At 34.4% G+C, this 13,802-nt stretch carries 13 protein-coding genes; all 13 read left to right on the top strand.

Annotated elements, in window-relative coordinates; translation table 11 throughout:
• The first annotated feature begins 864 nt into the window (after window positions 1-864).
• The 13 genes from OPF91_RS04680 to OPF91_RS04620 all read left to right on the top strand — a co-directional run bounded on the left by OPF91_RS04680 (window position 865) and on the right by OPF91_RS04620 (window position 13,801).
• The gene (locus tag OPF91_RS04680; protein WP_264987525.1) at window positions 865-1,860 is read left to right on the top strand and encodes a glycosyltransferase family 2 protein; all 996 of its coding nucleotides are present in this window, start codon (window positions 865-867) and stop codon (window positions 1,858-1,860) included.
• Between the two features lie 23 nt (window positions 1,861-1,883).
• A complete protein-coding gene (locus OPF91_RS04675) occupies window positions 1,884-2,957 on the top strand; it encodes a glycosyltransferase (RefSeq protein ID WP_264987524.1) in 1,074 nt (357 codons plus the stop codon).
• Window positions 2,958-3,031: 74 nt separating this feature from the next.
• Window positions 3,032-4,183 carry a glycosyltransferase gene (locus OPF91_RS04670; RefSeq protein ID WP_264987523.1) on the top strand — a complete coding sequence of 384 codons (1,152 nt, stop codon included), beginning with the start codon at window positions 3,032-3,034 and terminating at the stop codon, window positions 4,181-4,183.
• A 194-nt stretch (window positions 4,184-4,377) separates the two neighbouring features.
• Window positions 4,378-5,106, top strand: a complete 729-nt coding sequence (locus OPF91_RS04665; protein WP_264987522.1) for an SDR family NAD(P)-dependent oxidoreductase — start codon at window positions 4,378-4,380, stop codon at window positions 5,104-5,106.
• A gap of 35 nt (window positions 5,107-5,141) precedes the next feature.
• Window positions 5,142-5,681 (top strand): UDP-4-amino-4,6-dideoxy-N-acetyl-beta-L-altrosamine N-acetyltransferase, encoded by a 540-nt coding sequence (gene pseH, locus OPF91_RS04660; RefSeq protein WP_264987521.1) that lies wholly within the window; start codon window positions 5,142-5,144, stop codon window positions 5,679-5,681.
• A 57-nt stretch (window positions 5,682-5,738) separates the two neighbouring features.
• On the top strand, window positions 5,739-5,978 hold the full coding sequence (locus OPF91_RS04655; RefSeq protein ID WP_264987520.1) for an acyl carrier protein: 240 nt from the start codon (window positions 5,739-5,741) through the stop codon (window positions 5,976-5,978).
• 140 nt (window positions 5,979-6,118) lie between these two features.
• The gene (locus OPF91_RS04650; RefSeq protein ID WP_264987519.1) at window positions 6,119-7,453 is read left to right on the top strand and encodes an AMP-binding protein; all 1,335 of its coding nucleotides are present in this window, start codon (window positions 6,119-6,121) and stop codon (window positions 7,451-7,453) included.
• The gene (locus OPF91_RS04645; RefSeq protein ID WP_264987518.1) at window positions 7,450-8,511 is read left to right on the top strand and encodes a LuxE/PaaK family acyltransferase; all 1,062 of its coding nucleotides are present in this window, start codon (window positions 7,450-7,452) and stop codon (window positions 8,509-8,511) included. Before OPF91_RS04650 ends, OPF91_RS04645 begins: the two co-directional genes overlap by 4 nt.
• Window positions 8,508-9,704, top strand: coding sequence for an acyl-CoA reductase (locus OPF91_RS04640; RefSeq protein WP_264987517.1), 1,197 nt, complete (start codon window positions 8,508-8,510; stop codon window positions 9,702-9,704). Before OPF91_RS04645 ends, OPF91_RS04640 begins: the two co-directional genes overlap by 4 nt.
• Complete coding sequence (locus tag OPF91_RS04635) at window positions 9,701-10,423, top strand: cytidylyltransferase domain-containing protein (protein WP_264987516.1); 723 nt, start codon at window positions 9,701-9,703, stop codon at window positions 10,421-10,423. The genes OPF91_RS04640 and OPF91_RS04635 overlap by 4 nt, the downstream gene beginning before the upstream one ends.
• 155 nt (window positions 10,424-10,578) lie before the next feature.
• A complete protein-coding gene (gene pseG / locus OPF91_RS04630; RefSeq protein ID WP_264987515.1) occupies window positions 10,579-11,535 on the top strand; it encodes a UDP-2,4-diacetamido-2,4,6-trideoxy-beta-L-altropyranose hydrolase in 957 nt (318 codons plus the stop codon).
• On the top strand, window positions 11,532-12,578 hold the full coding sequence (pseI, locus tag OPF91_RS04625; RefSeq protein ID WP_264987514.1) for a pseudaminic acid synthase: 1,047 nt from the start codon (window positions 11,532-11,534) through the stop codon (window positions 12,576-12,578). Before pseG ends, pseI begins: the two co-directional genes overlap by 4 nt.
• A gap of 17 nt (window positions 12,579-12,595) precedes the next feature.
• A complete protein-coding gene (locus OPF91_RS04620) occupies window positions 12,596-13,801 on the top strand; it encodes a glycosyltransferase family protein (protein WP_264987513.1) in 1,206 nt (401 codons plus the stop codon).
• Window position 13,802 lies beyond the last annotated feature (1 nt).

The raw sequence follows: 13,802 nt of genomic DNA, 5'->3' as shown, positions 1-13,802 counted from the left end.
AATATTCATTGAAAATCAAAATGGCGGATTTCTACTTTATTCGTTATTCCTAAAAATGGACAATAAATACATTTTGAAACTAATGCATGGTTTGCTCCCTAAGCATTCATTGCCCAGAGTAAGTGATTTTTTCTGACCATAATGATTGTTGAAACAATCGCTAATCATTTGTTTCGTGGAAATTTTCGTTTCATAGTTCAGTTTAATCGGCTGACAATAGGGTAATTCAACTCGCCCAAACATTTGAAAAGCATGGTATAATCCACTGATTTCAATCCTTTTTCTGTTGCCATATGGGAAACGTAACGTAGGCTTTTCCATTCAAATGTAGCAACATCAACTAAGTAAGTTTAAAAGTGTGGGTACATCATATTTATGAGCGGTATCTTCCAAATCAAAGTTAGTGAGAATCTCATGCATTTCTTCCTGTGAAATAAAGTTTGAAAGCAGTGTGAAAATCGTGTTATTCGCAAGCCTAGAGATTCCTCCTCGTAAAAGTTTGTATCGCAACTTACATTTTACATGGAATCTCTTTTTTATTAAGTTTTAATGGTAAAAAATAGTTAATTAACAAACGTGATATTTACTATAAAGAGGTACACAGGTTAGTAAGTTCTGTTGAAATAGAAAGAAGATATTTGAATAAGAAAAACGCTCCCGTTTCCTGTTGTAGTTGTTGATGAATAATATTCTAGTTGTACCTTCAGAACTTTTAATTGAAAATTATAAAAAAATAGATTGTGTTGTTATAAGTTTTAAGGGAAGGAACGAAAAAAGTGTATTTAGCAAAAAAAATATTATAATTATTATCAAATTTAACAATATGTAGTTGAAGAGATTTAGTAAAGGAGTTATAGAACAATTATGATAAGTGCTTTAATGACAGTATTTAATGGTGAAAAATATATCAGACAGTCAATAGAATCTATTTTAAATCAAACCTTTACTGATTTTGAATTAATCATCGTAAACGACGGGTCAACTGACGATACTAGAAATATTATACAGAGTTATCAAGATAACAGAATAACTTTGATAGAGTTGAAAGAAAATAGAGGTGTAGGAGCAGCGATTAAAGAAGGTTTAAAGCATGTTAATAGGGATTTTATTGCCAAAGTAGATGCAGATGATATATACATGAAAAATAGATTTCAGTTGCAATTAGATTACTTGCAAGAACATAAAAATGTATCAATGGTGGATGGTTTTATTAATTATTTTCCCGATAATAAGCAGATAGAAGAATCAAAAAGATTTTACTATTTGAAGAATATACATGAAGAACAGTTGAATTCAATTTTTAAACATAAAGAAATTAGTGAAAAAATTTATTGGTTCCCTTGTATTACGCATAGCACGCTGATGTTTAGGAGCGCAATTCTTAAAACAGTTAGTTATAATGAAGATTTGAAAATAGGAGAAGATTATGATTTTTACTATAAATTAAATAAATTGGGTTTTGTAATACATAAACTACCTGTGAAATTGGCTGATATAAGAGTTTCAGAAGCATCAACAACTGTTCGAGAAAAACATCAGATGTTGAACGGGATGTTAGATATAAAACAAGATGAGTTTCAAAAGGCATTAAATAAGGATATCTATGTTTGGGGAACTGGAGAGCTTGGCCAAAGTACAGTAGAGTACTTAAAAAATAAAGGATGGACAGTAAAAGGCTTTATTGATAATAATCTATCTATTGTGGGAACAAAAAAATCTGGAGTTATGGTTTATTCAAAGGAGGTTATTAATAAAAATTCTTTTATACTGGTGGCATCATCATATGGAAAATTTGACATTGTAAACGAATTAAAACAAAAGAAATTTGAGCATTTAAATGATTTTCTAGTAATTTTTTAATGTTATTTATATGAGGTGAAACAATGAATTTAGCATTTGCTATTAATAGAAAATTTATTCCGCATTTTATGGCTGTTTTGAAATCCATAGAGAGTAGTAACAATAAGGATAGAAGTATTATTATAAATGTTTTATTTTTAGATTTGTTAGAAAGGGATTTATCTAACATAAAAAATGAATTTTCATGTTTTTCTTTTGTTTGGCATGATATGAAAGAATACAATTTTAATAATTTTTTTGTGAATGCTCATATTTCATATGAAACTTACTTCAGAATAATGATTGCTGAGATTATTAAGGAAGATAAAGTATTATATTTAGATAGCGATTTAATAGTAAGGAAATCTTTGAGTGCATTGTATGATAAAAACATAGAGTCATATGCTGTTGCTGCGATTTATGACTATAAGGCACAAAATCGAAAGCAAGAGTTAGATATGCCTGAATTTGCAGATTACTTTAATGCAGGTGTATTACTGATGAATTTAAAGTATTGGAGAGAATATGATTTAACGGATCGGCTAGTTGGATATATACAAAGTAAAGGAAGTAAGCTCATTTATTGGGATCAAGATGCACTGAATGCGCTGTTATACGATAAAGTTTTAATAATTGAGGATACATGGAATGTTCAAACAGCCAGCTTTGAGCCTGATAACATTGATAAAGCTATTTTAGAGGACCCTGCAATTGTTCATTTTACAGGAGCATCTAAACCATGGCATATCTCATCTTCTAGTATATATCAATCTGAATACTTATCTTACTTATCACAAACTTCTGTTAAATATTTGGGGTTAGTTTCGAAAAATGTAAAAAAAATATTGAATAGTAAAAAGGATATTTATATTTGGGGAGCAGGTATAACAGGTGAAAAGGTTTATCAATATCTTGGCGTAGATATCAAGGGTTTTATTGATTCGGATTCTATGAAAGCTGGTCAGCGATTTAACGGAAAACCGATTTACTCTATAGAAGAGTTGTCTAATAGTAGAGATATAGGAATACTTATTTGTACAGGTTATTACAATGAAATAGCAGAAATTTTGAAAGCTCTTGGATATAAAGAAAATATTGATTTTGTTCACCAGATGTAGAAAGTTATTTTTATATATGAAAAGAAGAAACAATTTTTTGAATGGTTTCTTTTTCAACGTTATGGAGTGAAAATATGAATGTATCTATAATTATTCCAGTATACAATGTAGAAAAATATATAGCTTCAACATTAGATAGTCTAATTGCTCAAACGTATCCAATTGATGAAATCTTAGTTATAGATGATTGTGGGGATGATTGCTCAGTAGAAGTTGTTAAGGAATACAGTAAACAACATTCAAATATTAGAATAATCCAACTCCCGTATAATCAAGGAGTTTCTGCAGCCCGCAATAAAGGGTTGCAGGAGTCGCGAAATGAGTGGGTTTTGTTGATGGATGCGGATGATACGATTCATCCAAATTTAGTGAAATATCAAGTAAGCCAACTTATGCAACATGAAAATACTCAACCTAAGCCTGTCTGTGTTCATCCAGCATATATTCAAATTGATTCAGAAGGGAAAGTTCTGCTAGGAAGCGAATATTATGGTCAACAATTATCCTTTAATGAAACATTTGGGACTCTATTAGTACGTAATTATATAATTACAGCTTCAGGACTATTAGTTAACCGGAAAGAAGCATTAAATGTTGGAGGATACAATACTAATTTGAGTCTATCAGAGGATTATGAATTTCTTTTACGTTTATCGCGTCAGGGAACTTTTGTCTATTTAAATAAAGCGTATGTAAACTATCGAAGACATTTAAAGAATACATCATCTAGTTTGAAAAAAATGGAAGAAGCAGGAAAGGCCGTTTTAGATATCTATTCAATTGATGAAATTAAAGAAGCTATCTTTTGTAGAAGCTATAGTGAACAAAAAAATTTAATGGATTTTGTAACACTTCTTTATCAATATCAACAGTATGATGAAGGATTTAATTATTTAGCGTATGTAACAGCGGGTGAGTTTGAAGAAAGTAAATTATTTTATCAAGCACTTTATTATATCGAAAAGCATCAAGAGGAAAATGCTGTTCGTTATTTAGATAGATTAATAAATCTTAATGAAAATCATGGTGCAGCCTTAAATAATCGGGGGGTATGCTATGCGAAAGCAGGGAATATAGAAGCTGCACAAGAATTATTTGAACAAGCATTGGAGCAATTTCCAGGTTATATGGATGCTACTGATAATCTTAGTGTATTAGCTGATGGAAAAAAAGAATATTGTTTTACAAAACGGGAATTACGTAAAAACTTGTTGAGGTATTCATGACAAATAAGCAATCTGTTTGATAGAAACCAGACAGATTGCTTATTTTTATTACAGGTGTCATTACTACAAAAACAATTGTGATAAACTAGAAAGGGAATATTACAAAATTACAATAGAAAAGTTTATTTGTTAATCAAGCTATAAAAATTGAATATTTTGGTTTTTGTGAAGTTAATTTGTGAGGAGGGAATTAAGTGAAATCAATATTAATCACAGGCGCAACACGTGGAATTGGCTATGCAACAGCGAAACAAGCGGCTATGCAAGGCTGGATTGTCATATTAAATGGTCGTGATGAAGCGTGTTTGGCAGAGGTTAAAGAGGAATTAGAAAAATACGGTGCAACAATTCATACATTAAGCTACGATGTCTGTGATATAGATGCGATTAAAAAAGCATTCATGTGGATTAAAAAGAATGTAGGAAAGCTTGATGCGATAGTGAATAACGCGGGTATTTTAGATGATGCCCTACTTGGAATGGTAAATGAGAAGCAAATGACACAGACGTTAGCTATTAATACAGAGGCTGTAATCTATCATATGCAGTATGCCTCTCGTTTAATGATGAAGCAAAGGTCAGGTGCCATTGTCAATGTCAGTTCGATTATTGGACGAGTTGGTAATGCAGGGCAAACAGTGTATGGAGCAAGTAAAGCAGCTGTAATCGGAGCAACTTATTCGGCGGCGAAAGAGTTGGCACCGTATAATATTCGCGTTAATGCAGTAGCGCCAGGCTTTATTGCGACAGATATGACACAGCAACTATCAGAGGAGAAGTTCGAGCAGCGTCTATCAGAAATTAAAATGGGACGTATTGGGCAGCCTGAGGAAGTGGCGAATGCTATATTATTTTTAGCCTCGGATGTAGCTTCGTACATTACAGGGCAAGTAATCGGAGTTGATGGGGGCATGGTAATTTAGCCATACCTTTTTCAAGCAGGTGAGGAGTGAGGACAATGATTACCTTTCGAAAGTTAGAGGAATTTGATTTGGCGCAGGTGCTAGAATGGCGTACGAGTGAGCATGTGACACAATATATGTATACGAACATTGAAAAAGATTTAGCTAAACAATATGTATGGTTTGAAAAAATATCAAATGATGATACGCAGTATTATTGGATTATTGAAGTGAAAGGGGTGCCTATTGGTCTTATTTCCTTGAATCAAATTGACCGAAAAAATAAGAAAGCAACTTTTGCTTACTATATTGGAGATTTGAGCTATTCGATTATTGCGGGGCGTATTCATCCATATTTATATAATTTTGTTTTCTTTGAGTTAGGATTGAACAAATTGTATGCTGAAGTGATGGAAGGTAATGATGGAATGATGAAAATGCATTTACATTACGGTTTTACGCATGTTGCGACATTTAAAGAGCATATATATAAAAATAATAGATTTCATAATGTTGAATATTTTGAGCTTATTGAAAGGCATTGGAAAGACAATTGTACTAAATTTCATAAATTTAGGGCGGATTTTATATTATAATAAATACTGGACTATCCGATATATTTTATAAATACATATAATTAGGCAGGGGTTAACATGACAAACGAACAAAAATTACGTGCGATTTTTGCAGAAAGCTTAGGGATTGATGAGGCTCAAATAACTGACGAATTAGCATATAATTCGATTCCAGAGTGGGATTCTATCGCACATATGGCACTAGTTTCTGAAATTGACGATCAATTTGATACAATGCTTGATACAGATGATGTACTTGATATGAGTACATTTGCGAAGGCTAAGGACATTTTAACGAAATATGATGTAGAATTTTAGTAAAAAGGCTTGTGATTCTTTAAGAATTACAAGCTTTTTGTCTATTGAAAGTGCATTTACAGTATAATTGACAAGAAAATAAAAATATTATGACTTTTGTGATAGATAAAAATATGTAATCTTTTAAGGATGTGACTCACATGGCTTTTTTTAATTTAGAAAATCATAATTTAGCCATTATAACAACACAACAAAAATATCATTACAAGGAAATCCCATCAATTGAATTTATTCATTCAAAAAAGCAACTCATCTTAATTTTATGTCAAAATACGATTGATATTTTAAACGCTTATGTTTCAGGGCTGAACAGTGGACATGCAGTGATGCTACTTGCAGCAGATATTCATCCTGAATTACTAAATAATATTATTAGTAAATATAAACCGTATTGGATTGTAGGCTTGGATGAGTATGAAGGCTATACATCCAAATTTAATAAATTAGTAAGAGAAATTGAGAGTAACGTAGACATTCATTCAGATTTAGCAATCCTTTTAAGCACTTCTGGTACGACAGGTAGCCAAAAATTTGTACGTTTATCCTATGACAATCTTCGTTCCAATGCACAATCAATTATTGAGTATTTGGAGATCAATGAACATGAGCGTGCAGTCATGAATTTGCCACTTTCCTATTCTTATGGAATGTCGATAGTGAATAGTCATTTATTAGCAGGTGCATCCATTTTGTTAACAGAAATGAGTGTGATGGAAAAGCCATTTTGGGAGCTTGTGAAGGAACAAAAAGCTACATCACTTGCTGGTGTGCCGTTTACTTACCAAATGTTACATCGTCTTGGTTTTATGAAAATGGATTTGCCATATTTAAAGGTGTTGACACAGGCTGGTGGGCGTTTGAATGAAAAACTAGTGAGAGTATTTGCTGAATATGCAAAGGAGCATGACAAACGTTTTTATATTATGTATGGTCAAACTGAGGCAGCACCAAGAATGAGCTATATTCCTTATGATAAGGTGCTTGAAAAAGCGGGAACAATTGGTATATCTATTCCAAATGGACAGTTATCAGTTGAGGGGGAGTTAAGTGAATTAGTATATCGTGGGGCTAATGTCATGATGGGCTATGCAGAAAATTTGGCTGATTTAGCAAAAGGTGACGAGCTACAAGGTGTCTTACATACAGGTGATACAGCAACGGTTGATGAAGATGGTTATTTCACCATTACAGGACGTATAAAGCGTTTTATCAAGTTGTTTGGCTTACGTATTAATTTAGATGAGGTAGAGAAGAAACTAGAGGAAGCCTTTCACATTCCTTTAGCTTGTACAGGTTCTGACGATAAATTAATTGTAGCCATTGAGCAAACAGAGGTAATGGAGCAGGTGAAGAGAGCAATTGAGCAACTGTACAAGCTACACAAAACAGCCTATAAAGTGGTGGTAATAGACGCTATCCCGCGATTTGCTAATGGCAAAACAGACTATACAACATTGAAGGAGCGCTGTTTATGACAGTCCCATATCATTTAGCGCAAGCTGAAAAAGAGCAGCTGTTGCTTGAGAAATTAAATGAGCTGACAGCATGGCATAAGATGAATTGTGAGCCATACCGAAGAATGCTTGAAAAAAGCAAGTTACAGATTAGCGCCAATCATATAGAAGAAATCCCTTATTTGCCTGTGCAATTATTTAAGCTAATGGACTTAAAATCTGTTCCACAGGAGGAGATTGTTAAAGTGTTAACATCAAGTGGAACAACAGGACAGCAGGTGTCAAAAATTTATTTAGATAAGGAAACATCTATTGTACAAACAAAGACACTGGTAGAAGTAATGAAGCCAATTTTAGGTGGTAAACGTCTACCGATGATTATTTTAGATACGAAGTCTGTGCTAAAGGACCGAAAATCATTTAGTGCTAGGGGAGCTGGTATTTTAGGATTTTCCAATTTCGGACGCAAGCATTTTTATGCATTGAACGATGATATGACATTGGATGTTGAAGGATTACAGACTTATTTAAAGGAATATGAGGGGCAACGTATTTTATTGTTCGGCTTTACGTTTATGATTTGGCAGTATATTTATAAGAAAATCCGTGATAAAGATATTGCGCTTCATTTTGCTAATAGTGTGTTAATTCATGGTGGTGGCTGGAAAAAACTGAAGGATGAAGCGGTGGATGCCCGAACTTTTAATCGATTATTACAGGAGCAGTTAGGTATTCAAGAAGTGCATAATTACTACGGCATGGTTGAACAAGTTGGCTCTATTTTTGTGGAATGTAGTGAAGGATATTTACATGCACCGAGCTATGCAGATGTAATTATTCGAGATACGATTACGTTTAAACCTGTAGCAGTTGGAGAACAAGGATTGATTCAAGTAGTGAGCGAGCTACCAAAAAGTTATCCAGGTCACTCCTTATTAACGGAGGATTTAGGAACGGTTCATGGGATAGATGATTGTCCATGTGGCTGGAAAGGAAAATATTTTTCAGTAGCAGGGCGCATTCCAAAAGCAGAGTTACGAGGTTGTAGTGATACGTTTCAAGGAGGTGGACAGGGATGAAGTTATTTTGGCCACTGCAAAAATCCTTTAATGAGGCATTAGATGATTTACAAAAAACACCAACCAATCGTCCATTTGATAAACACATCATACCTTTTACACAAGCATTGTCAAAGCGTTTTGTACATATGCGTCAGCAGCCAGAAATTGTGGCATTAGGTTATTGGCTACGTAAGGCAAATATAAAACAAATGCAGGAAGAATTTGAGCGACAGCATGGAGATTCCTTTGTTCGCGCAAGAGGAACTGTATTTCATATTGCACCATCGAATGTTGATACAATTTTTGTTTATTCTTGGATGCTTTCATTGCTTGCTGGTAATCGCAATATTTTACGTATTTCAAGCAAGGAGCAGAATGGGTTGAATGTGCTTTTGCAAGTTATTTTAGAGGAGTTTGTTAAACCAGAGTTTGAATCCATTGCTAGACAAACACTTATTTGTACATATGGGCATGAGGAGCAGGCAACAGAGCAAATTAGTGCAGTATGTCATACGCGTGTTATTTGGGGAGGAGATGCGACAGTAGAAGCAATTCGCCGTATACCGTTAGCTCCTTTAGCTAATGAATTAGCCTTTCCTGACCGTTTTTCATTAGCCACATTGAATAGTGATGTAGTAGCTTCTTTAGAGGATGGGGAGTTAGCTGCATTAGTAGAGCGATTTTATAATGATGTCTTTTGGTTTGATCAAATGGCATGCTCATCACCGCGGTTAGTTATTTGGACAGGTAAACAACAAACCGAGGCTAAGGCCCACTTTTGGTCAGCACTTGATAAAGTAATTAAGAGTAAACAATATGAGCTATTTGCAGCAACACAAGTATTAAAATATACGACGGCACTTCAATTGGCAGTAGAGGAGCAAGTAAGTCATATTAGCAGTGATATTTATTATTCTCGTGTACAATTTGAGCATATTGAGCCAAATGTACGTGAAGTGCATTGTGGTGGAGGGCTATTTTATGAATACGATGTGGAAAATTTAATGGATGCTAGCTCAATAATTTGTGATAAAGACCAAACACTGGCTTACTTTGGTATCGAAAAACAAGAATTACAAGCGTTTATTGAAGCTGTGTCTTCTCGTGGATTGGACAGAATTGTACCGATTGGACAAGCACTTGATTTTGATGGGGCTTGGGATGGGCAAAGCTTTCTAACTTCATTTACAAGGAAAGTGGTGATGAGATGAATATAATCGTGATTATTCAAGCAAGAATGGGCTCTTCCCGCTTACCAGGAAAAATTTTAAAACCTCTACACCATGTTGATGTGTTAACATATGATATTGCTCGCTGTCGTGCTATCAAAGGCGTGGCAGAGGTTATTGTAGCAACAAGTATATTGCCACAGGATGATGCCATTGCTAATTGGTGTGAAGAGCATAAGGTAGCTTATTACCGTGGCTCTGAGAATGATGTATTAGATCGTTATGTACAGTGTGCGAAACTGTATGAGCCTGACTATGTAATGCGTGTGACATCGGATTGTCCATTTGTTGATTATGAAATGGCTAGTGAGATGGTTGCGTTAATGGCAAAAGAGCGGAAAGATGTAATGTTACTTGAAGGTGAGCTGCCACGTGGATTAGCAGTCGAAATTATTTCTTATGATACATTGTTGCGTATTGATGAGATGGGAAAAGAGCCACGTCATCGTGAGCATGTAACCTATTATGCGTATGAATTTAAGGAACAGTTTGAGGCTGTGACATATAAAGTGCCTGTGAATCGCCAAGCACCAGAGCTTCGTATTACATTAGATACAGAAGAAGATTATGAATTAATAAAGGCTATTGCAGAGCATTTTCAAAATCCATTAGTGTCGAGTGAAGAGGTTATTCGATTTTTGAAGGCCAATCCAGAGATTGCACAGATTAATGCGCATATTGAGCAAAAGCCAGTAATTTAAGACGCTATAAGGGGATTTGCTTTAGTGAAAACTAAACAAATCCCCTTATTTTTATTGAAATTTTAGTATGTAATGACTTTAATCTAATGAACTTAAGTATGATAAACTAAACTTAAGTTGAAATCAGTGAATTTGAAATAATAAGGTGATATGAAATGAATATTATTATTCGTACAGATGCCTCTGTTGCAATCGGCAGTGGTCATGTGATGCGCTGCTTGACGATTGCTAAAAATCTTCGTAATCGAGGGTGTCAGGTATTATTTTGGATGGACGCTTTAGAGGGGAATTTGATTGATTTCGTGGCAAATGAAGGTTTTGTAAATATTACTTCTACACAGCAGGCAGATTTATATATTATCGACCATTATCAATTAGATAAGACGTGGGAACAAGCTATTCGCCCATACACACAAAAGATAGTAGTGATAGATGATTTAGCAAGAGAGCATGATTGTGATTTGTTAGTAGATCAAAATGTGATTGCACAATTTGAAACACGTTATGATGGAAAAGTGCCAGCACATTGTATGAAGCTACTTGGTCCTAAATATTTAATTATGCGTGATGAGTTTATTCAGGAGAGAGAACAGCTAGGTCATCGCAATACTAAAGTTGAACGTTTGCTTGTGTTTATGGGAGGCAGCGATCCAACGAATGAAACAATGAAAATATTAAATGCATTAGAGAGATGTAACTTCGTCCATATTGATATCGTTGTGGGTGGCAGTAACCCTATGAAAGAACAAATCGAACAAATTTGTAAGATGAGAAATTATCACTATCATTGTCAAATTAACTATATGGCAAAACTCATGCAGTTAGCAGACTTTGCTATTGGGGCTGGTGGAAGCACACTTTGGGAGCGCTGTTACGTGGGACTTCCTTCAAGTTCGACAATTGTTGCCGATAATCAAAGAGAGACGACTATTTACGCAAATGCATTAGGAGTTACGGTCAATTTAGGTTGGCATGAGCAAGTAACAACTGAGACGTATGATCAATTATTATCTGATATAAAGATAGACGGTATGAGCAATAAAGGATTGGAATTGACAGCAAATCAGCAACCAAATGCTTGGCTATATGAAATAATGGAGTTGATTAAATGATAAAAATTGGACATAAAGAAATAGGACGACATGTAAAGCCTTTTATTATTGCAGAAATGTCTGGGAATCATAACCAGTCACTAGAGCGTGCATTACATTTAGTAGATCTTGCGGCAGAGGCGGGTGTAGACGCATTAAAGCTTCAAACATATACACCTGATACAATTACGCTTGATTTACATACAGGAGAATTTTTTATTCAAGATGATGCTAATTTATGGAAGGGTAACTCTTTGTATAATTTATATAAGGAGGCTTATACACCTTGGGAATGGCATAAGGCCATTTTTGATAGGGCCAATGAGCTTGGGCTATTAGCATTCAGTTCACCTTTTGATGAAACTGCAGTTGATTTTTTGGAAACGTTAAATGTTCCTGCTTATAAAATAGCTTCGTTTGAAAATGTGGATATTCCGTTAATTCGTAAAGTAGCGAAAACAGGAAAGCCAATGATTATTTCAACAGGAATGGCGACTGCTGCCGAGCTTGATGAGGCAGTGCGTGCTGCTCAAGCAGAGGGCAATGAGCAAATCGTTTTATTAAAATGTACAAGTACTTATCCTGCAACACCAGCAAATTCAAACCTTGCAACAATTCCACATATGCGAGAGTTGTTTAAGACGGAGATTGGTTTATCTGATCATACGATGGGGGTTGGGGTATCAGTAGCCGCTGTAACGCTTGGAGCAACAGTTATTGAGAAGCATTTTACAACATCACGTACAGATGGTGGAGTGGATTCGGCATTTTCGATGGAGCCACATGAACTAAAGATGCTTGTAGAAGAAACAGAGCGAGCGTGGCAAAGCTTGGGCAAGGTAAGCTATGGACCAACAGAAGCAGAGAAGGATTCAACGAAATTTAGGCGCTCTCTCTATATAGGAGAAGATTTACAGGCTGGAGACATTCTTACAGCTGAAAATTTACGTAATGTACGACCTGGATTAGGACTATCGACTAAATATTATGATTTAGTTTTAGGGAAAACTGTAAAACAAAATGTTGTGAAAGGTACACCACTTAGTTGGGAGTTATTATTTTAAAGAAAGAGGAGAAAATCATGTCAAGAATCATTCTTTTTAAGGGTCAATCAAACTACGGTTCATTAAGATTACATATTGATCAATTACATATAGCTTTAAGAAATTTAGGATATGAATCAGTGGTGATTGATTTAACTCAAGATGATGCTTACAGTACATTAGATAAATATATAAATGAGCCTATTAGTTTATTTTTCGCATTTAATGGAATAGGCGTGAACATGAATATTGAAGGAAAGAGTATTTATAATTTATTGAATGTTCCTTTTGTCGCTGCTTATGTAGATCATCCACACATGCATTTAGAAAGATTAGCTCATAAAATTGATCACCATTATGTAATGATGTTAGATAAAGGACATCTAAATTTTGTTCATACGTATTTCCCAGAAAATCACTTTAAGGCGACCAAATTATGGACACCTGGTGGTAATTTTAATACGAAAAAACCGATAACAATTCATACAAAAGAAGAGTTCATAGCTAAAAGAGATATTCCTGTGTTATTTACAGGCTCATTTAGAGGAATTCCTCAAAAACCATGGGAGAATTATGGGGAAAATTTTGCTAACTTATTAGATGAAGTGGTTGAGGTAATCTTATCACAAGATACAATAAGCTTTGAAGAAGGATTAAATTATGTGTTAGCAACACGTAATATACATTTATCTAAACAACAACTCAATAAATTACATCAAGTAATGCCTTATGTTAATACTTATGTGCATGCGATGAGAAGATATTCTATTTTAAATACATTAGCAGAGGCTGAAATACCTGTAACTATTTACGGACAAGGTTGGGCTTCAATGAAAGATAAATGGAAGTCATTTACGATTAAGGAAGAGGGAACATTTGAAGAAACGTTAGATTTATTACCGAGAGCTAAAATTGTCTTAAATACGAATACACATTTTGTTCATGGTGGGCATGAAAGGGTTTTCGCTGCAATGGTCAATGGAGCTGCTGTTTTTTCAGATATTAGTACTTATTATGAGGAACAATTTACAAATAACGAAGATATTGTATTGTATAAATGGACAGAGCTTCAAAAAGCACCAAATATCCTAAACTATTATTTACAGGATGAGGAAGCACTATATAATGTGGCGATTAAAGGACAAACCTTGGCATTAGAACAACATTCATGGGAACAGCGAGCAAAATCTCTCATTGAATTTATCGAAATCAACGAAAATTTATTTGGAATAGAGGATATTTGAC

The sequence above is a fragment of the Lysinibacillus piscis genome, from assembly GCF_026012395.1.
GTDB lineage: Bacteria > Bacillota > Bacilli > Bacillales_A > Planococcaceae > Lysinibacillus > Lysinibacillus piscis.
This window is presented reverse-complemented; position numbering and strand designations above follow the sequence as displayed.